The sequence below is a fragment of the Streptomyces sp. NPDC033180 genome (assembly GCF_055577645.1).
In genome coordinates this window covers 69,005-95,734 of sequence record NZ_JBVIPU010000012.1, presented here as the reverse complement: position 1 = coordinate 95,734, position 26,730 = coordinate 69,005, and the positions used below count along the sequence as shown (strand labels likewise).

17 protein-coding genes and 1 pseudogene are annotated in these 26,730 nt (G+C 70.3%); 9 read left to right on the top strand and 9 right to left on the bottom strand.

Translation table 11 applies throughout. The annotated features are described in order from the left end of the window. Positions 1-24 precede the first annotated feature (24 nt). The 7 genes and pseudogenes from ACZ5WE_RS27960 to htpG all read left to right on the top strand — a co-directional run bounded on the left by ACZ5WE_RS27960 (position 25) and on the right by htpG (position 12,659). Positions 25-1,590: a PD-(D/E)XK nuclease family protein gene (locus ACZ5WE_RS27960; RefSeq protein WP_467688325.1), complete on the top strand. Its 1,566-nt coding sequence runs from the start codon at positions 25-27 to the stop codon at positions 1,588-1,590. Beyond that, entirely contained in the window at positions 1,587-2,732 is a 1,146-nt protein-coding gene (locus ACZ5WE_RS27955) for a pPIWI_RE_Y domain-containing protein (protein WP_467688323.1), read from the top strand. Before ACZ5WE_RS27960 ends, ACZ5WE_RS27955 begins: the two co-directional genes overlap by 4 nt. Beyond that, the gene (locus ACZ5WE_RS27950) at positions 2,725-6,240 is read left to right on the top strand and encodes a pPIWI_RE_Z domain-containing protein (RefSeq protein ID WP_467688321.1); all 3,516 of its coding nucleotides are present in this window, start codon (positions 2,725-2,727) and stop codon (positions 6,238-6,240) included. Before ACZ5WE_RS27955 ends, ACZ5WE_RS27950 begins: the two co-directional genes overlap by 8 nt. A 32-nt stretch (positions 6,241-6,272) precedes the next feature. Next, the gene (locus ACZ5WE_RS27945; protein ID WP_467688319.1) at positions 6,273-9,044 is read left to right on the top strand and encodes a pPIWI_RE module domain-containing protein; all 2,772 of its coding nucleotides are present in this window, start codon (positions 6,273-6,275) and stop codon (positions 9,042-9,044) included. A gap of 242 nt (positions 9,045-9,286) precedes the next feature. After that, positions 9,287-9,529, top strand: coding sequence for a hypervirulence associated TUDOR domain-containing protein (locus ACZ5WE_RS27940; RefSeq protein ID WP_467688574.1), 243 nt, complete (start codon positions 9,287-9,289; stop codon positions 9,527-9,529). A 27-nt stretch (positions 9,530-9,556) separates the two neighbouring features. Continuing rightward, positions 9,557-10,736, top strand: a pseudogene (locus ACZ5WE_RS27935) (spore photoproduct lyase family protein). 87 nt (positions 10,737-10,823) lie between these two features. Further along, entirely contained in the window at positions 10,824-12,659 is a 1,836-nt protein-coding gene (htpG, locus tag ACZ5WE_RS27930; RefSeq protein ID WP_467688317.1) for a molecular chaperone HtpG, read from the top strand. A gap of 153 nt (positions 12,660-12,812) precedes the next feature. Here the strand turns inward: htpG and ACZ5WE_RS27925 are convergent, their stop codons facing one another. The 5 genes from ACZ5WE_RS27925 to ACZ5WE_RS27905 all read right to left on the bottom strand — a co-directional run bounded on the left by ACZ5WE_RS27925 (position 12,813) and on the right by ACZ5WE_RS27905 (position 19,284). Next, positions 12,813-13,370: a hypothetical protein gene (locus ACZ5WE_RS27925; protein WP_467688315.1), complete on the bottom strand. Its 558-nt coding sequence runs from the start codon at positions 13,368-13,370 to the stop codon at positions 12,813-12,815. Positions 13,371-13,815: 445 nt separating this feature from the next. Further along, positions 13,816-14,385, bottom strand: a complete 570-nt coding sequence (locus ACZ5WE_RS27920) for a DUF305 domain-containing protein (protein WP_467688313.1) — start codon at positions 14,383-14,385, stop codon at positions 13,816-13,818. 92 nt (positions 14,386-14,477) lie between these two features. Further along, positions 14,478-15,326: a DUF1996 domain-containing protein gene (locus tag ACZ5WE_RS27915; protein WP_467688573.1), complete on the bottom strand. Its 849-nt coding sequence runs from the start codon at positions 15,324-15,326 to the stop codon at positions 14,478-14,480. Between the two features lie 140 nt (positions 15,327-15,466). Beyond that, positions 15,467-17,419 carry a discoidin domain-containing protein gene (locus tag ACZ5WE_RS27910; protein WP_467688312.1) on the bottom strand — a complete coding sequence of 651 codons (1,953 nt, stop codon included), beginning with the start codon at positions 17,417-17,419 and terminating at the stop codon, positions 15,467-15,469. Positions 17,420-17,469: 50 nt separating this feature from the next. After that, positions 17,470-19,284, bottom strand: coding sequence for a coagulation factor 5/8 type domain-containing protein (locus ACZ5WE_RS27905; RefSeq protein WP_467688310.1), 1,815 nt, complete (start codon positions 19,282-19,284; stop codon positions 17,470-17,472). Between the two features lie 407 nt (positions 19,285-19,691). On the opposite strand from ACZ5WE_RS27905, the gene ACZ5WE_RS27900 reads away from it, so the two are divergent. Beyond that, positions 19,692-20,744 carry a LacI family DNA-binding transcriptional regulator gene (locus ACZ5WE_RS27900; RefSeq protein WP_467688308.1) on the top strand — a complete coding sequence of 351 codons (1,053 nt, stop codon included), beginning with the start codon at positions 19,692-19,694 and terminating at the stop codon, positions 20,742-20,744. A gap of 323 nt (positions 20,745-21,067) precedes the next feature. Then, positions 21,068-21,976: an aminoglycoside phosphotransferase family protein gene (locus ACZ5WE_RS27895; RefSeq protein WP_467688306.1), complete on the top strand. Its 909-nt coding sequence runs from the start codon at positions 21,068-21,070 to the stop codon at positions 21,974-21,976. Between the two features lie 235 nt (positions 21,977-22,211). Here ACZ5WE_RS27895 and ACZ5WE_RS27890 read toward each other — a convergent pair whose 3' ends face one another. From ACZ5WE_RS27890 to ACZ5WE_RS27875, 4 genes are all read right to left on the bottom strand, one after another. Further along, positions 22,212-24,311, bottom strand: a complete 2,100-nt coding sequence (locus tag ACZ5WE_RS27890; RefSeq protein WP_467688304.1) for an ABC transporter permease — start codon at positions 24,309-24,311, stop codon at positions 22,212-22,214. Positions 24,312-24,433: 122 nt separating this feature from the next. Continuing rightward, positions 24,434-25,237 carry a molybdate ABC transporter substrate-binding protein gene (gene modA, locus ACZ5WE_RS27885; protein ID WP_467688302.1) on the bottom strand — a complete coding sequence of 268 codons (804 nt, stop codon included), beginning with the start codon at positions 25,235-25,237 and terminating at the stop codon, positions 24,434-24,436. A 94-nt stretch (positions 25,238-25,331) separates the two neighbouring features. After that, complete coding sequence (locus ACZ5WE_RS27880) at positions 25,332-25,739, bottom strand: TOBE domain-containing protein (RefSeq protein WP_467688300.1); 408 nt, start codon at positions 25,737-25,739, stop codon at positions 25,332-25,334. A 153-nt stretch (positions 25,740-25,892) separates the two neighbouring features. Further along, positions 25,893-26,696 carry an arylamine N-acetyltransferase family protein gene (locus ACZ5WE_RS27875; protein WP_467688298.1) on the bottom strand — a complete coding sequence of 268 codons (804 nt, stop codon included), beginning with the start codon at positions 26,694-26,696 and terminating at the stop codon, positions 25,893-25,895. Positions 26,697-26,730 lie beyond the last annotated feature (34 nt).

Genomic DNA, 26,730 nt, shown 5'->3' with positions numbered 1-26,730 from the left:
CTCCGTGCAGAAATGGAGCAGAAAATGTCACAGCCGTGGCTGCCCCCCGACGGGGTGACCCGCACCTCCGAAGTCATCACGGTATCCGCCGGAATGTTCAAAGGAGGCGAATTCCGGTGCCCTGCCGCTGACGCTCTCAAGACTCGTGGCTACCACACCGCCGACCCCGTACCGCGCCGCCGCGAGCGGTTGGAGCACTTCACTCTGGGCCCCTTCATGGCCGCCTGCGACGCCCGCTTCCGGCCCTCCGGCAGCCTGCCCCGGACGCGTACCGCGCCCTTGCACGACGGCCTGAGGACATGGTCGGACCATGGTGTGAAGGCGTACGAGGCGGCCTTCCCCGCGGACCCGGAACGCCCCCTGAACGAGGTCCCCGAGCCGTGGACGTACCGCTACCGGCCGTCCGGCCCCGACTCGCGGAACGCCCAGGAGTACCGCTTCACCGTGTGGGGCCGCTGCCTGGCCTCCGCCGACGGTGCCTACCGTGAACTCCGTCTGCCCGTGCACCGCCTGAACCGGGAGCTGCCGCCTGACGGGTTCGTCGCCGCCGTCGCCCTGGTGCTGGCCGAGGGCACCCCCGGGCCGCCGCCGGAGCATGTACGGATCGTGGAGTTCGCGCTGTTCGACGGCCGTACGCGGGAGCTCTTCGCCGGCAGCCGGGAGCAGGCGCTCGCCCGGTACCGCGAGCACGGCCCCGACGCCCTGGCCGGCGTACTGGACGGACGGGAATACCGCCCTGGCTCCGCCTGCGGCGGATGTCCCTACCTGTCGGTCTGCCCGGCGCTGCGCGCGGCGCCCGGACTGCTGGGCATCGAGTCGCCGAACCGGCCCCGCCGCACCTGGTCGGTGACCAACGGGCGCAACTATCGGGCTTGTCCGGCCCGCGACCACATGCGCCGGCTGCACCTGCCCACGGCGGACTCCGTCGAGCGCGAGGTGACGGCCGAGCGCGGTCGGGCCCTGCACGCCTACCTCGCCGACCGGCACGGCCACGGATCGCCTCGACCGTGCACGGTCGAGGTTCCCGAGGAGTGGGTGCCGGACGAATTCGACCTGCCCGACCGCGAACGCACCCTCGGCGCAATCCTGTTGCGGCGGCACGCCGCGGTCTGCCCGCTGCGGTGCGTCGGGGACGGGACGGACGTGCGGACCGAACCCAGGGTGGTGCGGCACGACACCGTCGCCGACGTGGTGGTGATCACCGCACCCGACCTGCTCTACCGGGAAGCCGGCTCCTGGGTGTGGCGCGAGACCAAGACCTCCGCCACCGACCGGCGGTCCAACCTTCCCCTGCTGGAGCTCTACCCTCAACTGGCCCTGGCAGTCGTGCTGATCGGCCGCGGTGACCTGGGCGGCGCTCCGTCCCGTGCCCGGGTCGAGCTTGAGGTGCTGCGCCCCGGCGGTGCCGACCTGGAGATCATCGACCCCTTCGCCTCCGCCAACCGGACCGCGGCTGAGGGAGTCCTGCGGACGATGGTGACCGACTGGCACGGGGACGACCACTACACGGCCGTGCCCGGACGCTCATGCCAGCGGTGCGAAGTGGCCCGCTGGTGCTCGGTGTCGGCCGCCACCGAGGTGGCGGCATGAGGGCGGGGGCGGCCCGCCGGGCCGACCGGCCGGGCACCGGGGAAGAATCTGAGGGCGCGGGCAGCGAACTCTTCCGCGAGCTTGCCCGCATGGTGGCTGCCCTCGCCGAGGTTCAGGGCCTGCGCTCGTTCGCCCTGCCCTATCCCGGCCTCGCCCAGCGTGCGCTGGACCGCACGGTGATGCACTGCCTCGACGTCGGGGAGACACCGCCGAGGAGCCTTCCGGAGTTGTGGGAGTGGTGCCGGACCAAGCCGGCGGGCGATCCGTTCTTCGCGGTTACCGCCTCCCTGGTCACCCCGGGCGCGACGCTGGTACACCCGGTCGGCCGGATGCCGACGCGGTCGTGCCTCGAAGTCGCCTCGCGCGGGCCGGACGGGGGCGTGGCGGCGCATGCTCGCGCGCTTCTGGGCGACTTGGAAGCGCGGTGCGGAACGGGCGAGCGCTACCGGCAGTGCCGGGGCTTCCTGGCCCGCCACCCGGTGGTCCACCGGCAGGACCGCTTCAGGCCCGGCTGGAGCAAGGCCGTCTGGAGCCGCGTCAAGGACCTCTACGGGCCGCTGCCCGAATCCCTGCTTGTCGACGGCGACTTCCTGCGCTGTCCCTCGTGCGGGCTCCCCGCGCTGCCCAGGGACCGGGCCGTGCCCGTACCCGGGCCGTCCGCCACCGACACGGACATCTGGTGCGAGGGAGAGGAATGCCCGCGCGACGATCCTCCGGAACTGATCCGCGAGCCGGACCAGACATGGATCCTGCGGCGTTCGCTGCGGACGTTCCTCGCACTGCCGTGCCGGACCGAAGAGGCCGCGCTGGACGCGCTGGATCGCGCCGGGATCGACCATGAGCCCGTGTCGGGGCCTCTGTCCGCCTACCGGTTGAGGGACACCGGTGCCGGAATCGTCGACATCCAGATGTACGACCGCCTGCAGCCGGCCCTCCTCGCCGCACATCTCACCGACAGCGCGCCCCTCGCGGACCGCACCCTCGTCGTGGTCCCGGACGCGCTCGCCGGACGGGGCGGCTACCGGGAGGCCTTCACCGACGCCCTTCCCGCGCTTCTGCGGGACCGGCTGGTGCTCACCACACCCGTGGACCTCGTGCCCGATCTGGGTCGGGCCCCTAGAGAGGAGAAGGACGATGCGTAGCATCACCCCGCCGCTGACCGACGTACTCCGCGCTCTCAAGGCGTTCCTTGGGCCGTCCGTCCCCAAGGCAGCCCTGGAAACCCTCTGCCAGGTGGAACTCGGCCTGTATCTCCAGCAGAAGCTGATGCCGGGCAGTCCCGCGGGCAGCGCCTGGGTACTGTTCAGCGGATACGGGTTCGCTGAGGCACACGAAGCGCAGCTGCCGCCGGACACCGCGCGGACGTTGCGTGTCGCCCGGTACTCGATGTGGACACTGCGCAGGGGCCGCACCTGGCGCGAGGCGCTGGAGAGCTACCAGCTGTTCGACTCCAGGGTGCGCGGCTACGACGTACCGGACACCGAGTCGCCCGCCACCCGCCGCGAACTCTCTCTCGCCAGTGACCGCTTCTCCGTCTACGAGCAACTGCTGTGTGCCGCACCGCCGTTGGCGGGCAAACGCATGCCGATCGCGGGCCAGGGTCCGCACGCCTTCCCCGTCAGTCGCACCCTGGCCGTCGTCGACCTGCCGTCCGTCCCCCACACCCCCCTCGTCGCCCACGACTTGGACCTGGAACCGGCCGGCGGTGGAGAGCCTCTGCTTTTCACCCGGAAGAGCCTGGAGCGCACCGCGGCGGAGATGGACGCCACACACGCCCGCGTTGGTGAGGGAAGGCCGCCGCGCTGGCTGGAGCGGCTGCGGGCCTTCGACCTGTCCACCAAAGCGAACGGCACGTTCCACAAGACCGGCAAGGACGAGGACTTCACGTTCACGGTCGACGGGATCCAGCACCTGCTCGGCATCGTCGGCGCGGGCAAGAGCACGCTGCGCGACCTCATCGCCGTCCATCTCGCCAAGCTCGGTAAGCGCACCACCATCGTGGTCACCGACGTCGCAGAGGTACTGAAGCTCGTTCGGCTCTACGATCTCTACACCGACGGCGCCGCCGCGCCCGTGCTCGGGTCCTCCGGCCGGGAGCGGCACGCCCAGCGGCTGCACCGTCGGCTGGCGGGCCGAGGCGAGCACCGTCTGCTCGCCCACGACGACCCCGCCTTCGCCTACCTCGGGACCTCCTGCGTGCTCAACGCCAGGCGGCAGGGGGCAACTTCGTCCACCGAGCCACTTGCCTTCGGTGAGGCACCCTGCTCCCGGCTCCGGCCACCGTCGGACCCGCGGCGCGACAAAGGTGGCGGCCGGGCCTCCGATTGGCAGAAGAGCGCTGCGAGCTGCCCCTACTGGTCCGCCTGCCCCCGGTACCACGGAGCCCGCACCCTGGTCGGCGCCCTGATCTGGGTGGCCACGCCGGCCGGACTGATCGACGCCTCACCGCCCCGCCCCCAGAACGGCGAGCGCATCCGCTACCTCGAACTCGCCTGCCGCCGCAGCGACCTCGTCATCATCGACGAGGTCGACCGGGTGCAGATGCAGTTCGACCAGACCTTCGCACCCGCCGTAGTCCTCGCCAGCGACGAGGACAAGGGCCTCATCGACCAGCTGAGCCGGCACAAGATCCGGGAGCTCGCGGCCAGCGGGCGCACCCAGCTCTCCGAACGGGACGTGGAGACCTTCGCCGCCGCCCTCAACACCGCCGGATCGGCCACCGACCGGCTGTACGCGATGCTCGTCGCCAGGTACGACCTGCGCAGGTGGGTGCGGACGGGCTACTTCAGCGCTTGGACGCTGCAGCTCGGACTGCTCGACGAACGCTACGAACTCCCCGACGGCAGCGGGCCGGAACACCGGAACCACGTCCCCAGACAGGCTCTCGGTAAGCTTCTCGACGCCTTTCGCGACAACCCCTTCGGCGACCGCCGCCGCAGGATAGAGGAGGACTTCAGCGAGCTGACCGCCCTCCTCAACGAACTGCTCCACACCGGCAACCCGGAGAATACCCGGCGCCACCTGGCCGAGGTCATGGACGAGGTCTTCCACATTGACCCGCGGTACATGGCCGCCCGGCAGCAGACGTACAAGGAGGAGTACGACGAGTGGCAGCGCGCGGAGGAGGAACGGCAGAAGGGGCGAGGCCGCCGCCGGAAGCCCAAGCCACCGCCCCAGACCCCCGAGCAGTGGCACCAGGAGCTCGCCGAACGCTTCGAGTTCACGCTGCTGCTCAGCGCCCTGGAACCCCGACTTGCCATGATCAACGCCATGTGGCCCCGCGTCGAGGCCGCCCTCAGCCTGGGCTACAACACGATGTACCGTCGGCCGCTCGACTACGGCCCGATGGTGCCCGAGGCCCCGATGGGCAATGTACTCGGCTTCCAGTTCCGGGTCCCGGGCGAGGACAAAGGCGGAGTCCGCAGCGGCGAGCTGACCTTCTTCCGCTGCAGCGGCGTCGGACGTGAACTGCTGCGCGCCATGCCCCGCCTCGCCTCCGTCGACGGCAGGCCCGGCGCCCATCTGCTGCTCATGTCCGGCAGCAGCTGGGCGGGCGCGTCCAGCCGCTACCACGTCTGCGTCCCAGTCGGCGTGATCATCGAGCCGCCGGCCAAGGTGACCGAACGTATCGCGAACGAGAGCCTGATGCGTTTCGAGTTCATCGACGACGGCGACGAGAAGCTGCGCCTGTCGGGAACCCACCCGGACGACCGCCCCGAGAAGCTGCGCCGCATCGCCACCCACCTCGGCGCGGCGGGGGAGTGCGACGCGCCCGAAGGAGGTCCGCTGGAGCGCGAGTTGCTCTCCCTTTGCGCAGGCAAGCGCGACCAGATCCTCCTGCTGGTCGGAAGCTACGCCGAGGCGCGCATCGTGGCCGACACCCTGCACAACCTCAACTCCCGCTGGCGCGACAGCGTGCTGTGCCTGGTCTCGGACGACGAGGAGATCGCCCCGGAGGACGAGGCGCCGTCCGTCTACCGCGCCCGGTCACTGCGCCGGGGCGACGTCGAGCACCTGAAGGACCTCGACGCGAACATCCTCGTGGCGCCCCTGCTGGCCGTGGAGCGGGGCCACAACATCCTCAACGACGACGACGAGGCGGCCATCGGCACGGTCTACTTCCTGGCCCGGCCCAATCCGCACCCCGAGGACCTGTCCCTGGCCGTCCACGCCGTCAACGACTGGATCGTCCGCGCCGTGACCGGCGGTGACTTCGACACCTGGGTACAGGGACAGGCCACTGTCGAGGAAGGTGCCGACGAGGTCCGCCGCCTCGCTCGTTCGCGCTGGTACAAGGTACTCGCGCGCTCGATGGCTTGGAGCCACCTCGGAGAAGAGACGCGGGAGCAGGTCACTTGGGACATGTTGGTCCTGATGTGGCAGGTGATCGGGCGGCTGGTGCGCGGCGGCGTACCGGCCAGGGTGGTCTTCGTCGACGCCGCCTTCGCCCCGAACCGCGGGGCCGTACCACCGCAGGCCGACACCCCCAAGTCCAGCCTGCTGCACAGCGTCCTCGACGTGCTGGACCCGTACTTCGAGGGCGAGACGAAGAGCGCGGAGGAGCAGTTCATCGCCCACGCCCTGTACGAACCTCTCCGGCGCATGCTCACCCGTCTGCTCGCCCCTGCTCCCGACCCGGCCCACCCGTAAGCGCCGAACTCCGGCTTTCAGGAGGAAATTTCGTGTATCACACCATCCGCAACGCGGCCTATGAATCCGACCCGCTCCATGGACCGTGGCGGGAGGAGATGAGTGTGCTGCGGCTCGGAGAGGAGTTGCACACCGAGCTGACCAGGATGCACACCGAGGCCGACCAGGGCTCCGTCCGCCCTGATCGGCTCCCTGTACGCAGGCTCAACTTGCTGCTCCAGGCGATGGCCCCCGGTGTCATCGCGACCGGCCGCAATGCCGGAACGGACGGCCGCCTGCCGTGGCTCTACGCACGGGAAGCCGTCCCGCCGGAGGTGCTGGCCCCGGTGATCGGCACCTGGGCGGCGGGCATGTACCGGCAGGAGGACGACACCGAGGGCCCCGATCTGGAGGAGAGGCTCCGCTCCGACGACCCGGCCGAGGCCGTCCAACTGCCATATTGGGAGACCGAATCAGTCGACCTCACCGAGACCGTGACCTCGGCGGGCGGAACAGCCGAACCCACCGCACGGCTCTACGGCTTGCTACCCGAGTGGGTCGCCTTCCGGTTGGCCGCCCGGACGTTCCGCACCGGGGGCACCACACTCCACTTCCGCGTCGAGAGTTCGGGCAACGGCGCGCGACTCGTCTCCTGGCCGCCACAGCGGTACGAGCGCCGCGGGCAGACCTGGTACTACTCGGCCTGCCTCAACATCACCGTCCACACCGTGCCGTTCGCCCCACGGTTCCGCGTCCATGTGTCCGCTCAGGTACGCCGGTGGGCCACCCAGCTGGACGTGCGCCCCCACCAGCTCGGCGGCACGACCGTTCTGCTCGACGCTCCGCTGCCATGGCCGGGAGGGCCGGACCGGGGCCACCGGTTGATGGTGAACACCCTCGGCTACGACCGGCGGCTGAAGGAACTGGCCTGGCGCCACCACAGCCCCGCACCGCTCCTGCCCGAGCTGGATATCGTACGCAACTATCCGCAGCCCGAGGCGCTCTTCTCCCATCCGGAACGCTGGATCAACGGGTCCGGGGACGTGGCCGCCGGCATCGTCTACCACCCGTCGATCGGCCCGCATGAGGTTGGACCGGGGCTGATGGCACGGGAGCGGGCGGATCTGGACGCCTGGGTCGAGGAAGGGCTGCGCCCCATGCTGACCCGGGTTCCCGACCTCACACGGGTTACCCGGAGTAACACTCCCTCGCTGCTGCCCCGTTCGGGCGCCAAGCGTGGTCCGGGCGTCCGGGACACGCAGCTGGCCCTGCAGCGGCGGGCGGCGTTGGCACGCGCACTCAACGGCCGTCCCCTGGAGATCGACGTCTTCTGGCAGTCCCCGGAAACCCGTGCCGCCCTGCTCGCGGAACTGCCCAAGCTCATCGGCTTCCCTCCCGGGGAGAGCGAGGGGCGGGCCGACGACGACACCTGGCGGTGGCGGGGCGAGGGGGTCGAGATCCGCGTACGGGCCCTGCCCGCGGGACCCCTGGCCGACGCCCTGCCGGTCTCCCGGGAGCGCAGTCGCCCCAGGGCCGCCCGGCTGGCCGAAGCCGTCGAAGGGCGCTGCCGACTTGTGGCGGACCGAGTGGTTCCGCGTCCCGACGCGGCCGGAGTCGTGATCACGGAGATCGCTGGCAAGGAGCGCTTCGCCGCCGTCTCCGACTCCGATCCCAAGCATGCGCTGCGCATCGCCTGGGCGCGGCAGGGCCGGCTGAGCCAGTTCGTCAACCTGCCCGACGACACCGACAGCGGCCTGGAGCACCGGGCCAAGTGGACCTGGCTGGACGCCTTTCGGCAGCTCGGCGCGATCAGTCCGCCCGCCCATCGAGTGGGGGCCGGAGTTCCCGGCGACCTCCAGTACGTGGCGCTCTGGCTCGTACGCCACACCAGGAAGGGGCCCACGCGGCGCCCCGTCCATCGGCTTGTCGCGGTGCGGGTCCGCCTCGGGGACGAAGGAGCGGGCGTCATCGAGGGGTGGGACGCCGAGCGCGCCGAATGGGTGCCGTACCCGAAGCTGTTGCTGCTGCTCTCCCAGGCAGTGGAACCAGTGGCGGAGTCGGGGAAGGAGACTGATACGGGTCGCCCTGGCGACGGCGTGACCGCCAGGGGCGGGCTCCGGCCCGGTGCCCGCCCAGGTGTGGAGCAGCACAGGCAGCGGGAGGCCGAGCGGCAGATCCGCGCGCTGCTCTTCCAGCTCCGCGGTCGCCCGACCCTCGTGCTGGCGGACGCAGGCAATCTGCGCCAGTGCTGGCCTCGCCTGCGCAACGGCGAGCTGGACCGCGACATGCTCGGCTTCGGCACCGAACCAGCCCAGCGCCACACGCTCTACGGTGACGACCTGCGGGTGGTGCTCGTACGGGACGCCAACGCGCGGGAGGAAGTGGCGGAGTGGTACGCCCACGACGCCAAGGGCAGCGTCGGCTTCGCCGAGGGCGTGTGGGGGTCGGCAGAGACGGAGAGCCGTGTCTTCGCGAGTACGGCCTCGAAGCCGCATACGGTGGCGAAACTGCCGAAGGGGCTGATGAAGCTGGCGCCCACGGCACAGGGCCGGACAGCACCCGGGAAGACGGCCTGGAACCCCGGGCAGCTGGAGATCACCGTGCTCGGCTGCCTGTCGGAGAAAGCGCTGGCGGACTCGGGGCGTGAAGGGGACCTGCCTGACCGGCCGGCGGAGTGGGCGACGCTCACGCACCAGCTGCGCTACCACGATGACTACGCGCCGCTCGCCCGGCCTCTCCCGCTGCACTTGGCGCGTCTCGCTGGTGAGTACGTGCTTCCGGTGGCCGGAACGAAGGAAGAAGAGAGCACGTCATCCGCTCCATGAGCGAGGCGCCGCCTGCATGGGGCGTGCCAACGGCAGACTCTGATAGGCGTCATTGCTCCCTCGCGTGAGTGCCAAAGGCTGTACCTGACCACGGTTGAGGGGGCCTGACCCACAGACCCGCGGGCCTTAAGCCCCGTGGTCGTCTGCCGGAATGCGCCGCGTCCTGAAGCACGGGACAGTGAAGAACGTCGTTTATCGGGGGTCGAGGCCGAGGGAGCGTGCGGATCGTGGCAAAGGAAAGGATGCTCAGCAAGGGTGACCAGGTTTCCTGGAGCAGCCATGGGCAGACCGTTCCGGGGAATGTGAAGAAGAAGATCACGGGACGCGCTCAAGTGGCGGGACGTACCGTCGACGCCTCTGAAGAGGAACCGCAGTACGAGGTCGAGAGTGACAAGTCCGGTCGCCATGCCGTCCACAAGCCGCAGTCATTGTGCAAGAAGGGCAAGGGCGGTGGCGTGACCCGGACTGAGGGAAACCCGGACTGAGGGAAGCTCGGACTGAAGGAACAGCACGTGCAGCAGCCGGCCGCGGAACCCGGCTCGGGAAAGCCCGAGCAGCAAGCGCTCTTCGGGTGGGCGGACACCGCGCCGGCGGCGCAGACTCCGCAGCAGGTGTTTCGGGACAGTCCGGAGGCGCGCAGAATGCTCGACGTACGCGAGGTCTACGCCGAGCCCGCCGCCCTCGACTCTCCGCGCGGCCAGCAGATCATGGCCCGGCTGCCGGGCGTGCGCGTGACCGAGGTCGACAGTCACTGGCGAATTCCCGCCCTGCACGGCGATGACGGCAACGTGGGCCGGTGGGTCCGCAGCAAGACCGAGACGCTTGTTCTCGGGGTCAAGCACACTCTCGCGACGCGCCCCAACGGAAGGTCCGCCGACTGGGATCGCGCCCGGCCCCTCCAACGGCTGCGCGATGGCCTGCGCCTACTGCTACGTCTCCCGACGCAAGGGCTTCGCCAACCCCATCACCCTGTTCACCAACATCGAGGCGATCGTGGCCCACGTCCGGCGCCACGTACGGGCCCAGGGTCCCAAGACGGAACCCAATCAGTGCGATCCCGAAGCCTGGGTCTACGACATCGGCGAGCACGGTGACTGTTCCGTCGATGCTCTGGTCTGCGACAACACCGCTGATCTCGTCGCTGCGTTCCGCGGCTTGCCGACGGCCAAAGCTTCCTTCGCGACCAAGTTCGTCAACCCTGATCTGCTCGCGCTCGATCCGCAGGGGCGTACGCGTGTGCGCTTCTCCGTCATGCCCGCCGACGATGCCCGGCTGCTCGACATCCGCACCAGTCCGGTCGAGGAGCGGATCGCGGCAGCCGCCGATTTTCTTGATGCCGGGTACGAGGTTCACTTCAACCTCTCGCCCGTCGTGCTGCGCCCCAGGTGGCAGCAGGCCTGGGCAGAACTGCTCACCCACCTCGATGACGTCCTGCCCGCCCGCGTGAAGCAACAGGCAGCCGCCGAGGTCATCATGCTGACCCACAACCAGGCGCTCCACGAGGTCAATCTGGGCTGGCATCCTCGCGCCGAGGACGTGCTGTGGCAGCCGCAGGCCCAGGAGACCAAGCGCTCGCAGAACGGCGCGCTGAACGTGCGCTACTCCCTTGAGGTCAAGCAGCAGTCCCTGGAGCGAATCCGGCAACTGCTCGCGACACACGCGCCGTGGCTGCGCGTCAGGTACGCCTTCTGACTCACTTCGGCCTCCGGTGCGCGCGCACTTTCACGATCCTGGGAAAGTGGGCGGCGTCGCACAGATCAACTGACCAGAAGGGGCGCCATGACCACCGAGACGCTGGAGTTTCAGGCCGAAGCTCGACAGCTCCTGCAGCTGATGGTCCACTCGATCTACTCGAACAAGGAGATCTTCCTCCGCGAGCTCATCTCCAACGCCTCTGACGCCCTGGACAAACGGCGCCTCGCCGCGCTCACGGACGCGAGCCTGAGGGCCGATGATCCGCACATCGCCATCGAGGTCGACCAGGAGGCCCGCACTCTGACCGTGCGGGACAACGGCATCGGCATGTCGCGTGACGACGTGGTGGGACTCATCGGCACCATCGCGAAGTCAGGCACCGCCGAAGCCCTGCGCAAGCTTCGCGAGAACAAGGAAAAGGAATCGGCCGAGCTCATCGGGCAGTTCGGGGTCGGCTTCTACTCCGTCTTCATGGTCGCCGACAGGGTCACCCTGCACACCCGCAGGGCCGGCGAGGCGTCGGGTGTGCGCTGGGAGTCGGACGGCGACGGCACGTACACCATCGAGGACGCCGATGAGGTGCCGGAGGGCACGTCCGTGACCGTGCACCTGCGGCCCGCCGACGAAGAGGACGCGCTGCACGACTACGCCGACGAACGGAAGATCCGGGAGATCGTCAAGCGGTACTCGGACTTCATCTCGTTCCCCATCCGGAGGGGAGACGACACGCTCAACTCGATGAAGGCCCTCTGGGCCCGCCCGCGTTCCGAGGTCAAGGACGAGGAGTACCGGGAGTTCTACCGGCACATCAGCCATGACTGGACGGACCCGCTCGACACCATCCAGATGCGGGCCGAGGGCACCTTCGAGTACGAGGCCCTGCTGTTCATCCCGTCGCGCGCCCCGCACGACCTCTTCCAGCGCGACGCCCGCCACGGCATTCAGCTGTATGTGAAGCGCGTGTTCATCCTGGACGACAGTCGTGACCTCCTGCCCGGCTACCTCCGCTTCGTCAAGGGAGTCGTCGACGCGGCCGACCTGTCGCTGAACATCTCCCGCGAGATCCTCCAGCAGGACCGGCACATCCAGCTGATCCGCCGGCGCCTCACGAAGAAGGTCCTCTCGACGATCAAGGACCTGATGAGGAAGGACACCGACAAGTACCGCACGTTCTGGCGCGAGTTCGGTGCCGCCGTCAAGGAAGGCCTGCTCGACGGGTCCGAGGACCAGAAGGCGATCCTCGACATCGCGTCGTTCGCCTCCACCGTCGGCGACGAGCCCACCAGCCTCGCCGACTACGTCGGCCGGATGAAGGACGGCCAGGACAAGATCTACTTCATGACCGGCGAAAGCCGCGCGCAGGTCGAGAACTCCCCGCACATGGAGGCGTTCAAGGCCAAGGAGTACGAGGTCCTGCTGCTCACCGACCCGGTGGACGAGATCTGGGTCGAGGCGGTGCGGGAGTACGAGGGCAAGGAGTTCCAGTCCGTCGCTCGGGGCGCGGTCGACCTGCCGTCCGAAGAGGAGCCGTCCGAGGAGAAGTCCGGCGCCTACGCGGCCGTGCTCACCTGGCTCAACGAAACGATCGACGAGGTGCAGGACGTACGCCTGACGACCCGTCTGACCAGCTCGCCCGCGTGCCTGGTCAGTGACGCCGACGGCCTCACGCCGACGCTGGAGAAGATGTACCGGGCGATGGGCCAGGAGGTCCCGCCGGTCAAGCGCATCCTTGAGCTGAATCCCGAACACCCGTTGGTGAGCGGGCTGAAGTCGGCGTACGAGCAGCGGGCCGCGGACCCGGATCTGGCCGAGACGGCAGAGCTGCTCTACGGCACCGCGCTGCTCGCGGAAGGGGGAGACCTGGCCGACCCGGCGCGCTTCGCCATGCTGCTCGCCGATCGCCTCAGCAAGACGGTGTGACCATCGGTCGATGACGACGCATGCCGCGAGCACATCCGTGGTCGCGGCATGCGTGGTCGCGGCATTCGTTTGCAGGGCATGCGTGTGCGGGGCATGCGTGTGCGGGGGCCGGGGGACGGGCCGGCCCCGGCCCCGGTGTCCCGGACAGTGTTCTCAACAAGCCTTGGGGAAGGCGGCGCGCAGTGCCGCGCCCCTGACGGTGACCGCGGCATGGACGAGGGACAGGGCGGAAACACCCTGCATCACGGTGAACCACGCCGGGCAGAGGCCGGGGATCAGATCCACGCCGATGATCGCGATCGGCAGGATGACGGTGAGCGCACTCAGACGCTCGTACGCCCGGCGCGAACCCTTGGAGACGTCGACGGCCATCCGGTGGAGCAGCGCGGTGACCGTGAGCAGGACGGCGGACCGCACCCACATGAACGGCGTCGCGGTCTGACCGCTGATCGCCATCACGGCGACCGTGCCCAGGATGACGGCGCTGACAGTGCCGTAGAGCGCGATGCCCTTCTTCAGTGTGCCGACGGCCTCCTGGGCCTGCAGTGTGCCGACGGCCTCCTGGGCCTGCAGTGTGCCGACGGCCTCCTGGGCCTGCAGTGTGCCGACGGCCTCCTGGGCCTGCAGCGTGCCGACGGCCTCCTGGGCCTGCGGGGCGCCGAGCTGCGTGTCTTCGGCCCTGACCGCGGCGGTCGTGGTGGTCTTTCCCATGGCTTTCGTCCTCCGTGTCGATGTGATGCTGACGCTACGGAGCGCATGAGGTGCGCGGTATGAGCCTGAACGTACGGGTGGGTGGGCCCAGGCCCACTCCCGCCGGTGGCCGGTGGCCGGTGTTGCGGTCGGGCTAGTGCTGCGGGCGGCCGGTGCTGGTGGCGGTTCCCCGTGGGTCGGCAGGAGCCGCATCACCGACGGCGCGGCTCCTGCCGGCGCCCTTCGTGGTGGGAAATCCCGCCTCTCACCCATGGAGGGCACTGCGCGAGGAAGCGACGAGGGGGAGCCTCGTTCCTCGCGTCCCGGTCGATCGTCGCCACCCGGGACGCGGCGGCTGCCAGAACCTGGCCGCTCCGGTCGCACCCTCACGACGCTACTCCGGCTTCGCTCCATCGCTCGTACAGATGTGCGGAGTTGGTACGAAGCGGTGCGCTCTGTCGGTCTCTCACCGGCCGGGCAGTGACTTCAGCTGGTCGGCGCGGGTGTCGGCGATGCGGGCTGCCAGGCGTCGGACCGCGCCGCTGCCGGCCGAGTGGGCGGCGGAGCGTGAGACGCGTTGCGAGTGGCCGAGGTGGTCGCGGAGTTCCTTGAGGAGGAAGCGGTCGAAGGCGGTGCCGGTGAGCCGACGACCGCGGGCGAGGTCGCTCCCGCTCACCATGCCGGGCATGTCGTGACCCTTGTGCACATTGGTGTCGGGCAGGCCCATGCGGTGCAACAGCGGGCGCAGGAGGGCGAGTTCGGCTCGGTGTTCCTTGGTGCGGGCGGCCGCCCAGGTCTCCAGGCCCGGCGCTGACGCGCGGCCGGCGGCGAGTTCGAGGAGCCGCACAGCCTGGTCGTCCATCGGGATCATCAGCTGAATCCAGCCCGTGTCGGTGGCTGTGGCTCCGGGGAGGGGCGGGCTGTCGCCGGGGGTAGTGGGAGCGGTGGGAGTGGCGGGGGTGGTTGGGGCCGGTGGCGTCGAGCAGGCGCCCAGCAGCAAGGCGAGACATAGGGCGAGAGCGGGTGCCTGCTTCATCTGCGCTTCCTGTGGGCGGGCCCGTGCCCGGCCGGAGGGGAGTCCGGCCGGGCACGAGGTGCGGGAGGGAACAGGAGTTGAGGGTGCGTCAGTCAGGAAGGATGTCCGTCGATGCCGCACTTGATGATGGGGTTGATGCAGTCACGCACCCGGCGTTCCATCTCGGCCTCGGGCCATACGTTGATGAAGTCGCCGTGCATCGTGTACCCCGCTCCCGAGGCGAGCCGAAGGTCCGCGGGGTTGCCGTTGACGGGGTAACGCAGGACCTGACGGAGCTTGGGCACCGGAACAGGGTGGGTGCCGGGGCAGGCGCCGTTGACCGGGTAGGACATGTGGCTCTTGTGGTCCGCGGAGTCGAGATCCTTGCCGTTCCAGCACTGCGGGAAGTCGAGATAGGACTCCAGCATCGAGCCGGCCGGGCAGTTGACGAAGTCGGGGGACGATCCGACCTCGCCGTGGTGCAGGCAGGACCAGCGGGAGATGGTGTTGTCGTTCGGGCCGGTGGCCTTGGCGTTGCCGGCCACGATGCGCAGACCGCGGGGTATGGGCTGCGTCTTGGCGATGATGTCGTCCCTGACCCCCTCGCCGAGGTAGTAGAAGGTGGTGCCGGTCGGCTCGATCGGAGTGTTGCCCTTGTAGAGGGTCGGCACCCAGTAGGCGGAGAGATCGGTGTCGGGCGAGCAGGTGCTCGCGGAACCGTTCAGGCTGCCCAGGCTGGAATGGGCGTTGGTCGAGGTGTTGCCGAAGAAGCTGTGCATGTGGGAGGCGCCGGGCAGGCCGGGAAAGATGATCGGGTCGTCCGGCGCGCGGTGGCTGGCGGGACACTCGGCCAGGAACTCGGCCACGCGCACGACGTCCTGCTTGGGGGCGGTTGCCGCCTGCGCGCCGCTCTCGGGGAGCGTGAGGCCCAGGAGCGGCAGGACCAGCGCCGCCAAGACCATGGGCAGCCGGCGGCGGCGGTGGCGCCGGGGTGGTTCCGGCTTCGGGGGAGCGGGGTGTCTGTTCACGGAAGCTCCTGTCGGGATGGATGGGTTGGAGGAATTCTGAGGAGGAGGGTGATGAGGATTTGGATGAGGCGGGGTCAGCTCTTCTGTTCCACTCGCACCCAGTCGACCTCCGCCTTCACCCCGCCCGCCGCGACCCTGTCGACGCTGGACTGCGGAAGGCCCCAGTAAGGCTGGGTGACCTTGTTCCAGCCGGCCGGGTAGGCGCCGCCGAGGGCGAGGTTGAGGATGACGTACTGGTCGTGGTCGAAGACCCACTCGCCGCGGGTGGACTCCAGCTTGTTGCGCGTCGTCTCCTGGACCAGGCGGTCGTCGACGTAGAAGCGCATGGCCGTCGGTGTCCACTCCACCGCGTACGTGTGCCACTGGTCGGCTCTGCCGCCGTTCGGGTAGGCCTGGCGGGCGCCGATGTTGCCGTCCGCCGAGTAGCCGGGGCCGTGCAGGGCGGAGCTCGTCCAGTCCGCGTAGCCGATGTTCTCCATGATGTCGGTCTCGCCGGAGGCGGGCCACGAGACGTTCGGGTCGTCCACGTCGCTGCCCAGCATCCAGAAGGCGGGCCAGAATCCGTCGCCGACCGGCAGCTTCATGCGGGCGCTGACCTTGCCGTACGTGAAGTCGAACTTGGTGTTGGTGTCGATGCGGCCCGAGGTGAAGTCATAGGTGCTGCCGCCCGCGGTGGTGCAGTTGTCGCAGTAGTCGGACTCGAGGACCAGACTGCCGTTCTCCGTACGGATGTTGTTCGTGGAGTCGACGTACGCCTGCGCCTCGCCGTTGACCGAGCCCATCTCCTGACCGGTCCTGACAACGCGCCACTTGGAGCGGTCCAGGCCCCCGGCGGTGAAGTCGTCGAAGAACGTCGTCCGGTACGTACCCGACTGGTCGCCCGGCAGCGACGGATACGCGGCGGACGCGCTGCCACCCGTGCCCCACACCTCGAACTCGTAGAGGGAGTACCCGAATTGGGCGGTGGCCGGAGCCGGGTTGTAGAAGGACCGGCGTTCCTTGCCGAGCATCCGTACATAGCGGCCGGTCGCGGGCTGCGAGAGCCGCACGTTGTCGTGCCGGCCCACCGCGTCGGCGGGGGACTTCACGTCGGCCCGGCGCGCGGCGACCTCCGCGGCGGAGGGCTTGTGGACCGTGCGCCAGGTCTGGTTGTCATCGGAGACCTGCAGTTCGTAGTCGACCGCGTAGGCCGCCTCCCAGTACAGGTCCACGGTGTCGATGGTGGAGCGCGCGCCCAGGTCGACCGAGATCCAGCGGTTGGCGTTCCAGTCGCTGGACCAACGGGTCTGATCGGCCTTGAGGTCCGCCGGCCGACCGCCGTCGGTGGCGAAGGACGGGGAATTGCCCGCGTGCTGGTAGCGGTTGGTGTAGGCGGGGTGGTTCAGGGCGAGGTTCGCGCGGGTCGTCGAGGCCGGGGCGGGTGCGCCGCCGTAGACCTTGAAGGCGTGCAGGGAGTAGCCCCAGGGCGTGGCTCGTTCGACGCCGCGCATCCTGACGTAACGGCCCGTCACTTCCTGCGGGTACGTGTGCGCGGTGACGGAGCCTCCGGTGCCCGCGGTCTCGGTGTAGAAGGGGGTCCAGTCGGTGCCGTTCACGGAGACTTCCAGGACGTACTGCTTGCCGTACGCGGCTTCCCAGTCCAGTACCACGCGATCGACGCGGAGGGTGGCGCCGAGATCCAGGCGTATCCACGCGTCGTCGGCGAACTGGCTCGACCAGCGCGTCGACGCGTTGCCGTCGAAGGCGGCGCCAGGGCCGGGGGTGCCGGACTCATTGCCGGACGCGGTCGCGGAGGCCGGGTTCGCGGTGTACGCCTCGGCGGCGCGGTCGGTGTCCCAGGCCGCGGCGGCGACCGCGCCGGGAGGGTCGGCCGGCGCGGCGGAGGCGAGTCCGGTCAGCAGGGTCAGGACGCAGGCCGTCGCGAGCGCGAGGACCGGGGTGAGTCTTCCTCTCCGGGAGGCGCTGGTTCTGCGGGGCTCGCCGGTTCTGCGGGGCTCGCTGGTTCTTCGGAAAGTGCCGGAGCGCATGCTGCTCTCCTTGCGGGTGGGGGCGTAACTGGCGTCAGGGGTCCGGCGGTTCAGGGGAAGGAGATCACCGTGGACGGCACCGTGTTGGAGCCCGATGTAGGAGCGCCGGTCGCGTTGATGACATGCGCGTACTGGCCCTTGCCGCCGAGCGAGACGACGAGCAGGTGGTGGAACTTCACGCCGGGTTTGTTCGGCGCGGCGAAGCCGTGTTCCTGCACGATGGTCGGGTCGACGTTGTAGTAGCAGTAACTGCCGAGGCCCCAGCCTTCGTGGGTGTTGACGGAGTCGGCGACCTTGTACGCGGCGAAGCCCCGGATGCTGCCGTTCTGGATGGCTGCCTGGTTGGGCGCGTCGTACGCCTTCTCGTTCTGGTAGAAGATCGTGCGCCCGCGCTCGCCGTTCCACTGCACGTCGTACTTGTTGAAGTGCTCCACGAACAGGCCGGTGGCCAGCACGTCAGCGCCGTTCACGACGACGCCGTAGTCGGCCCGGTTGGTCTCCCAGCCGACGCCGTCGCCGTGGTCGGCACGCCAGACCCAGGTGTGGTCGACGATGGTGTGGCGGCTGTTGACCACCATGCTGGTGGTGGCCTTGCCCGCGCCCGCGCCGCCGATACGGATGAACACGTCCTGGACCGTGGTCGGGTTTCCGACGTGCGAGGCGCTCGCGCCCTGTGGGCCGATCTCGACGAGCGTCCGGGAGTTCTGCGGCCCCGCGTCGACCAGGAAGCCGGCGAGTCGCACCCCGTCGACGTCGGCGGTCTTGACCGCGGTGACCCCGTTGTCCGGGATGAGGGTGGCGTAACCGATGCCGAGGACGACGGTGTTCGCCCGCTTGACCTCGATCGGCCGGTCGAGATGGTAAATGCCGGGCGTGAGAAGGAGGTTGAGCCCTTGGGCGAGCGCGGCGTCGAGGGTGGCCGCGCTGTCGCCCGGCTTGGCGACGTAGAAGGCGGAGAGGGAGAGGGACTGCCCCTGCGGGGTGCCGTGGCCCCAGCTGGTGCCGCGGGCGTTGGTGCGCAGGGCGGGCAGGAAGACCTTGTACTCCGCGCCGTCGAGGTAGAGGAAGGGCTTCTCCCGTGAGTACGGGGTGTTGTTCAGGGTGGTGTAGGGAGGGTTGGGGAAGGAGTCGCCGGGGGCGCCCTCCACCCCGGAGAAGACCATGTTCCACACCGCGTTCAGCCAGCCGCCGATCGAGCTGTCCCGGGTGTACCACTGCTGCTGGGAGTACGGCTGTACGGTGCCGTCGATCCGGCTGTCGGCGATGTAGCCGCCGCTGGCCCAGCCGTAGCCGTTGGGTGCGAGGTTCAGGTCGCCGCGTATGTGCATGCGGCGGAACGGGGCTGCCTGGGAGACCGCCCAGCGGTTGGCGCCGCTGACCGGGGACAGGGAGAGGTTCTCCGCCGAACGCCAGAAGTTCTGCGTCGCGTTTCCGTTGAACCAGCCCGCGTCGACGGTGACGTCGCCGTTGAAGTGCGTGTCGTCGGGGGAGAGGCCAAGACCCATGATCGAGGTGTAGAAGCCGATCTGGGCGTTGAGTCCGCTGTAGGTGCCGGGCTTGAACAGCAGGGCGTAGCGGGCCGAGCCGAACTGCGCCGACTCCTGCTTCTTGAAGATCTCGTCCAGCTTCGCCTGGATGCCGCCGGTGGACGGGTCGAACACGATGACGTTCGGGCCCAAGTCGGGAGCGAGGGCGTTCGCCGGCTGCGGGCGGCGGGCTGCGGGAGCCTGCGTCGACGGCGCGTCGGGAGCGGCTACCGCCTGCGAGGCGAGCAGGCCGGTGGCCGGGACCGCGAGGGCGGCGGCCAGGGCGGAGCGGCGGGAGAGGGTGGATCTCGCGGCGGGCGAAGGCTGGTGCTCGGACATGGCAAGTCCTTCTGTCGGCTGGGCGGTTGGCGCGCTGAAGTGCCGTTGGTGGGGGGCGACGCCGCTCCGGAGTGATCGGGGCGGAACGGTGCCGTGCGCGTGCGGTTCAGTTCGGTGCTTAGGTTCAGAACCTGAACGGTGATCTCCGAGAGAGCGCTCTCTCGCGTTGGATAGTTGTGTCTCGGACCAGGCACGTCAAGGGGGTGCGCACGATGTCGCACTGACTCGGCGGGGAGAAGTCAACTAGGTGCCGCTGTGGGCAAGTTGACGTCAATCGATGGTACGTGGGTGATATGTCCGCCGGAGTGGGCGCTGACGGAGCAACCACCTGCGTGGTACGCGGAGTTGACGTTCCATCAGGCCCGGAGAACCGAACGACCGCCCACCCCGGTTGCTATAAAGACCCGGTGACTGCCGACGCCCTGCGCCCCGCCCGCCCCGTGACCCTGGAGGATGTGGCCCGCACCGCCGGGGTGTCGCGCGCCACCGTCTCCCGGGTCGTGAACGGCGCACCCACCGTCGACCCGGTGCTGCGCCGCAAGGTGGAGGAGGCGGTCGAGGCCACCGGCTACGTACCCAACCAGGCCGCCCGCTCCCTGGTGACCCAGCGCACCGACTCCATGGCCCTGGTGGTGTCCGAGCGGGAGCGTCGGCCGGTCGAGGCTCCCTTCGTCGGCCGGATGTTCACCGACCCCCACTTCGGGCGGGTGGTCGGCGGTCTTCTGGACGTGCTGCGCCCGGCCGGGGTCCAGATGGTCCTGATGCTGGTCGACGACGACACCTCGCGCCGGCAGTTGCTGTCGTATCTGCGCCAGGGCCACGTGGACGGTGCGGTGCTCGTCTCCTCGCACGCGTCCGATCCGCTGCCCCGGCTGCTCGCGGAGACGGGCCTGCCCGCCGTGCTCGCGGGGCGCCCGGCGGAGACGGTCCCACTGCCGTATGTGGAGGTGGATCAGCGGGCGGGGGCGCGGATGGCCGTCGAGCGTCTGGTCTCCGGGGGGCGCCGCAGGATCGGCACCGTCGCCGGACCGCAGGACATGCCGGCCGCCCAGGAACGCCTCGAAGGCTTCCGTGAGGCGCTGGCCGCACACGGAGTGAATGACGCGCCCTGGGCCGAGGCGGACTTCACCCGGGCGGGCGGGGCCGATGCGATGCGGCGACTTTTGGCCCAACACCCCACCCTGGACGGTGTTTTCGTCGCATCGGACCTGATGGCGCAGGGCGTGCTGCAGACCCTGCTGCGGGCGGGCAGGCGGCTGCCGCAGGACGTGGCGGTGGTGGGCTTCGACGACAGCGAGGCCGCGCGATCCTGTGAGCCCGCGCTGACCACGGTCCGGCAGCCGGTGGAGGAGATGGCCGCGGAGATGGCCCGTCTGCTGATCGGCCGGATCAAGCAGCCGGGAGAGGCGCCGCTGTCGATGGTGTTCCGCCCGACGCTGGTCGAGAGGGCGTCGGCGTGAGGGGAGCGCGGGTGACGAGGCTCGGCCGCTGCGGCGGGTGTGGTGGCCACGGTCGGTGGAGGACACCACCTGCTCGTGGCATCCATGGGGCAGAGCCCGGGAGCCCGGGGTCCGTGCGAGGCGCCGGGGCCTTGGTGATCACCGCGACAGAAGTCGTGCCGCTCGCTCGACGACTCGACGACTCGAGAACTCGAGAACTCGAGAACTCAACGACTCGACAACTCGATAATTCGTTGCGCGGCGAGATCGCAGGGGGCGATGATCCCCGTATGGTTCCGACGCCTGCTGGGGTTCCGACGCCTCCCGTGGATCCGAGTTCTCCCGTGGTTCCGACGCCTCCTGACGGCCGCGCCGGAATCGACGCCGCCCTGGTGCAACGCCTGGTCGCCGCCCAGTTCCCGCGCTGGCGCGACCTGCCGGTCAGGCCGGTGGAGGTCGACGGCTGGGACAACCGCACCTACCGCCTGGGCGACACCCTGACGGCCCGGCTGCCCACCGCCGCCGGATATGTCCCCGCGGTGGCCAAGGAGAACGAGTGGCTGCCCCGGCTCGCGCCGTCCCTGCCGTTCGCCGTCCCGCTGATCCTGGGCGAGGGCGCCCCGGGCGAGGGTTACCCCTTCCCGTGGTCCGTCCGCGGCTGGCTGGACGGTGAGACGGCCGCTCGCGGACGCATCGACGACATGGAGCAGTTCGCGCACTCCGTCGCCGACTTCATCCTCGCCCTCCAGCGCTGCGACGCCACCGGGGGTCCGCTCGCCGGCGAGCACAGCTGGTACCGAGGGGCGTCCCCGGCGTACTACGACGAGGAGACCCGGCGGTGCCTCGCCGCACTCGAAGGCCGCGTCGACACGGGCAGGGCGGCGGCCGTCTGGGATGCCGCCCTCGCCGCCGAGTGGCGCGGGGAACCCGTGTGGTTCCACGGCGACATCGCATCGGGCAACCTCCTTGTCGCGGAAGGCAAGTTGACCGCCGTCATCGACTTCGGCACATCGGGCGTCGGGGACCCGGCCTGCGACCTGGTGATCGCGTGGGGGATGTTCTCGGGCGAGAGCCGGGAGACGTTTCGGCGCGCGGTCGGCCAGGACGAGGGCACCTGGGCGCGGGCCCGCGGCTGGCTGCTGTGGAAGTGCCTGTTGACCCTGACCGGGTACGTCGACAGTGATCCGGAGCGGGCGGCCGTCGACCAGCGGCTGATCGCAGAGGTGTTGGACGACCACGAACGCTTCGGCTGACCCGGCGCGCAGCCCGCACGCCCCGCGCCCGCAGCCCGCACGCCCCATGCCCGCAGCCCCCCACGCCGCGCGCCCGCAGCCCGCAGCTTCCACGCCCCGCGCCCGCAGCCTGCACGCCCCGCGCCGCAGCCCGCACGCCCCATGCCCGCAGCCCCCCACGCCGCGCGCCCGCAGCCTGCAGCCTGCACGCCCCGCGCCCGCAGCCCGCACGCCCCGCGCCCGCAGCCCGCACGTCTCAGGTGGGCACGACCGTCGCCTCCGTCGCCTTCACGCTGGTCCACACCGACGTCCCGTCGGTGAGGCCGAGTTCGGCGGCGGCCTGCGGGGTGATCTCGGCCACCAGGTCGGGGGCCTGGGGCGAGGTGATAAGGAGGCGGAGCCTGCTGCCGCTGGTGGTGATCTCACGGATGGTGCCGGGCCAGACGTTGCGCGGACTGCCGGTGGGCTTGTCGCGGTGCACGGAGACCGCCTCCGGAGCGATGATCGCCAGCGCCTCCGTGCCCGGCGGCAGCGGCTCGGCGATCACGAGGGTCCCTCCGCCGGGCAGGGCGAGCCCTTCGGGCCCCGCGATGCCGGGCCAGGCATTGCGGCCCAGCATCCTGGCCACCCACGGAGAGCGGGGGTGCCGGGTCACCTCGGCGGGCGCCTCGTCCTGGAGGGCGAGCCCCTGGTCGAGTACGAGAACCCGGTCGGCGAGGGACACAGCCTCGACCGGGTCGTGTGTGACGATCAGGCAGACGCCCCCGAAGGTGTCGAGGTGCGTACGCAGGGTGTGGCGCACATGAGCCCGGGTCGTCTGGTCGAGCGCGGCGAGCGGCTCGTCCAGGAGGAGCAGCCGGGGGCGGGCCGCCAACGCCCGTGCCAGCGCGACCCGTTGGGCCTGACCGCCGGAGACCTGGGCCGGTCGGCGGTGCGCGAGGTGGCCGACGCCCAGCCGGTCGAGCCACTCCTGCGCGCGTCGCCGGGCCTCGGCCCGCGGGACACCCAGCGCACGCGGCCCGTACGCCGTGTTGGCGAGGGCGCTCATGTGCGGGAACAGGGCGCCGTCCTGCGGGACCCAGGCGACGTGGCGGCGGTGCGGCGGCAGCCCGGTGACGTCGGTGCCGCCGAGCCGCAGTTCGGCGTGGGCGCGCGGGGTGAGGCCGAGGAGCGCGCGCAGCAGCGTGGTCTTGCCCGCGCCGTTGGGCCCGACGACGGCGATCGTGGTGCCGGGTTCCGCGTCCAGGGTGAGGCGGTTGAAGCCGGTGACCTCGGCGTGCAGGGACCAGCGCTCCGTCGACGGCGGCGCGGGTCCGTCCGCCACCGCCTCGGGGAGCCCGAGGTCGAGCCCGGACCCTGACCCGGCCCCGAGCCCGGACCCTGACCCGGCCCCGAGCCCTGACCCGGACCCGGCCCCGAGCCCTGACCCGGACCCGGCCCCGAGCCCTGACCCGGACCCGGCCCCGAGCCCTGACCCTGACCCGGCCCCGAGCCCGGGCGCGACCCCTTCGTCCGGCAGCCGCACCGGTGACCGCCCCCGGCCCCGCCCGCCCGGCGTGCTCATCCACCGGCCGCGCAGCGCGACGAGCACCGCCATGGCGATGGCGAGCAGCAGCAGCGACACGGACGTCGCGGCCTCGGGGGAGTCCTGGAGCAGCAGGTACACCTGGAGGGGCAGGGTCTGGGTGGTGCCGGGGAGGTTGCCTGCGAAGGTGATGGTCGCGCCGAACTCGCCGAGGGCCCGCGCCCAGGTCAGGGCCGCTCCGGCGATGAGCCCGGGGGCGACCATGGGCAAGGTGACGGTACAGAACACCCGTACCGGCGAGGCCCCCAGGGACGCCGCGGTCTCCTCGTAACGAGGGCGGAGTCCGCCGAGCGCGCCTTCGAGGCTGATGACGAGGAAGGGCATGGCGACGAAGGCCGCGGCGATCACCGCGCCGGAGGTGTGGAACGGCAGGGTGATCCCGAACGTGTCCTCCAGCCACGGGCCGAGCAGCCCGCGCCGTCCGAAGGCGAGCAGCAGCGCCACGCCGCCCACCGTGGGCGGAAGCACCATCGGGAGCAGCACGAGGGAACGTACGACCGCCTTGCCGGGAAAGTCGACGCGGGCGAGCAGCCAGGCCAGCGGCACCCCGAGCAGCAGGGAGATGCCCAGCGCCCAGAAGGAGACGACAAGAGACAGCTTCAGCGCCTGCGTGGTCCCTTCGCTGGTCAGATGGGCCCCGAGCTCGCCCCACTCCGTACGGACGAGAATCCCGAGCAGCGGCAGCATCAGGAACGCGATGGCGAGCAACGCGGGGATGGCGAGGGCGATCGGGGTGCGGGGGCCGGTGGTGCGGCCGCGCAGGCGTTTCATCGTGGTCCCTGGGGTGCGCGCGGGATGGTTCGCGAGGTGAGGGGGCGTACGGGGCGTTCCGGGGGACGGCCCGGAGGGCCCCGACCGGGGAGGCGGTCGGCCCCCTCACCTCGACATGCGGGCTACGGCTTCTCGAAGCCCGCGTCCTGGAGGATCTTCTGCGCGGCGGGCGTCGAAAGCCACTTCACGAAGGCGTTCGCGGCCTCCGTGTGCTTCGACGTCTTCAGGGTGGCCGCGGGATACTGGGCGATGGCGTTCTGACCGTCGGGGATCTTGACCGCGTCGACCTTCTTGGGGGCGGTGGCGGCGTCGGTCCTGTAGACGAGCCCGGCGTCCGCCTCGCCCAGTTCGACCTTGCTCAGGACCGACCGGACGTTGGGCTCCTGGGAGACCGGCTTCACATCGATCTTCTGGTCGTCCAGGATCTGCTTGCTGTAGCGGCCGACCGGCACCTCGGACGCGGCGAGCACGACCTTCAGCTTGCTGTCGGAGAGGTTCCTCAGCTCGGCGACCTTCTTCGGGTTGCCCTCGCCGACCGCGATGACCAGGCGGTTCTTGGCGATGACGGACGGCTTCCCGGTGTCGGCCTGCAGGCCGTCCATGGTCTTGGTGTCGGCGGTGACCAGGGCGTCGGCCGGAGCGCCCTGCTTGACCTGGGCGGCCAGCTCCTGGGAACCGGCGAAGGAGAAGTTGACCTTCGTCCCCGGGTTCTCCTTCTCGTACGCGGTACCCGCGGTCTCGAAGACATCGGTGAGCGAGGACGCGGCGAGCACGGTGAGGTCGGCCTTCGGGGCGGCGGCGCCCGCGGGCTGCTTGCCGCTGCCGTCCTTGCTGTCGTCGTTGCCGCAGGCGGCAAGCGGGACGAGCAGGGCGGCCGTCAGTACGGCGGCGGTGCGGCGCCGGGCGGGGCTGAGAGTGAGCGACATGAGCGTGGAACTCCTTGGGGAGCGGCCGGCGGCGCGGTCCGGCCCGTGGTTGCGGACCCTGGGGTGCGGACCAGGGGATCAGGGGATCAGGGGATCAGGTGCGATCGATGTGCACGCTGGTGGACTTCACGCGGGCGGTGGCCTGCATGCCGACCTCCAGGCCCAGCTCCTCCACGGCCTCCCGGGTCAGGAGCGAGACGAGCCGGTGCGGACCTGCCTGGATCTCGACCTGGGCCGCGACGTCGCCGAGCTTCACGGCGGTGACGATGCCGGGAAAGGCGTTGCGGGCGGAGGTGTAGGGGATGTCGTCCTCGCCGTTGCTCCCCTGTGCCTGCCCCTGCGCGACCTCGACGGAGAACGCGGCGAGATCACGGCCGTCGATGAGCCGGCGGCCGCCTTCGTCCCGGTGGGTGGCGACCCGTCCGGCGTCCGCCCAGCGACGAGCGGTGTCGGGGCTGACTCCGAGCAGGCGTGCCGCCTGTCCGATGGTGTAGGACTGCATGCGCGACACGATAGGCCGCTTCACCTGGCATATGCAACACTTCTGGGTCTTTCTACGTGGCAGATGCGACCCCACTTGGAGGAAGTGTCAAGAGGAGAGAAGAAGTGTCAAGAGGAAGTGTCATGAGGAGTGAACCCAGCGGGTCACAGCGGGTCAGGCGCCCTCTTCTCCACGGAACTCGCTCTTCCGTACCTGTGGCACCTGCTCCAGGGTGATGCCGAAGTACGTGGCGTACGCGTCCAGCACCTCGGCGTCCGTGGCCAGTTCGGCGGTCTCGCGCTCACCGCCCGTCGTCGTGGTGAGGGTGCGGCCGCTGAGGGTGATCCGCCCGGTCCCGGTGAGCATCGAGCAGACCAGTGACCGTGTGAAATGGGACCGGGGCGACGTGCGGTGCCACCAGGCGCCGGACGTGAAGTCGTCGAGGGCGCGCGGGCGCCGGTCGACCACGTACTGCGGTGTGCCGTCCCTGCTGACGGCCAGATCGCCTTCGGGGGTCTCGTCGATACGGAAGGTACCGCCGGGGTCCGGCTGGTCGGCGCGTTCGCCGAAGACCAGCGGGAAGTGGCTGTGGGTGCCGAAGCCGACGTCCGCGAGCCAGTCACCGCCGTCGGAGGTGCGCACATGCAGCGCCAGGTGGTCGTAGGGGATTCCGGGATGCCCTTCGGCGTCGTACACACGGGCCTGCAGCAGGGTGACCTCGAAGCCGAGTGCGGTGAGCAGCGCGGCGAACGCGCCGTTGAGTTCGTAGCAGAAGCCGCCGCGGTGGGCGCCGACGACCTTGGCGACCAGGGAGTCCTCGGTGAGTTCGATGTTCTCGCCGAGGTGGATGGAGAGGTTCTCGAAGGGGACGGCGCGCAGGTGCGCGAGATGCAGATCGTGCAGGGCCCGCGTGGTGGGAGCGGCGGGGCGCTCGGCGCCGATGCGGCGCAGGTAGGCATCCGTCTGATCAAAATCCATGGGCAGATTCTCGCGCGTCGCGCATCATGGGCCT

Excerpts from the sequence above, each read along its gene's own strand:
- ACZ5WE_RS27960 (WP_467688325.1), top strand. The coding sequence starts at position 25 with ATGTCACAGCCGTGGCTGCCCCCCGACGGGGTGACCCGCACCTCCGAA.
- ACZ5WE_RS27955 (WP_467688323.1), top strand. The coding sequence starts at position 1,587 with ATGAGGGCGGGGGCGGCCCGCCGGGCCGACCGGCCGGGCACCGGGGAA.
- ACZ5WE_RS27950 (WP_467688321.1), top strand. The coding sequence starts at position 2,725 with ATGCGTAGCATCACCCCGCCGCTGACCGACGTACTCCGCGCTCTCAAG.
- ACZ5WE_RS27940 (WP_467688574.1), top strand. The coding sequence starts at position 9,287 with ATGCTCAGCAAGGGTGACCAGGTTTCCTGGAGCAGCCATGGGCAGACC.
- htpG (WP_467688317.1), top strand. The coding sequence starts at position 10,824 with ATGACCACCGAGACGCTGGAGTTTCAGGCCGAAGCTCGACAGCTCCTG.
- ACZ5WE_RS27925 (WP_467688315.1), bottom strand. The coding sequence starts at position 13,370 with ATGGGAAAGACCACCACGACCGCCGCGGTCAGGGCCGAAGACACGCAG.
- ACZ5WE_RS27920 (WP_467688313.1), bottom strand. The coding sequence starts at position 14,385 with ATGAAGCAGGCACCCGCTCTCGCCCTATGTCTCGCCTTGCTGCTGGGC.
- ACZ5WE_RS27915 (WP_467688573.1), bottom strand. The coding sequence starts at position 15,326 with ATGGTCTTGGCGGCGCTGGTCCTGCCGCTCCTGGGCCTCACGCTCCCC.
- ACZ5WE_RS27910 (WP_467688312.1), bottom strand. The coding sequence starts at position 17,419 with ATGCGCTCCGGCACTTTCCGAAGAACCAGCGAGCCCCGCAGAACCGGC.
- ACZ5WE_RS27905 (WP_467688310.1), bottom strand. The coding sequence starts at position 19,284 with ATGTCCGAGCACCAGCCTTCGCCCGCCGCGAGATCCACCCTCTCCCGC.
- ACZ5WE_RS27890 (WP_467688304.1), bottom strand. The coding sequence starts at position 24,311 with ATGAAACGCCTGCGCGGCCGCACCACCGGCCCCCGCACCCCGATCGCC.
- modA (WP_467688302.1), bottom strand. The coding sequence starts at position 25,237 with ATGTCGCTCACTCTCAGCCCCGCCCGGCGCCGCACCGCCGCCGTACTG.
- ACZ5WE_RS27880 (WP_467688300.1), bottom strand. The coding sequence starts at position 25,739 with ATGCAGTCCTACACCATCGGACAGGCGGCACGCCTGCTCGGAGTCAGC.
- ACZ5WE_RS27875 (WP_467688298.1), bottom strand. The coding sequence starts at position 26,696 with ATGGATTTTGATCAGACGGATGCCTACCTGCGCCGCATCGGCGCCGAG.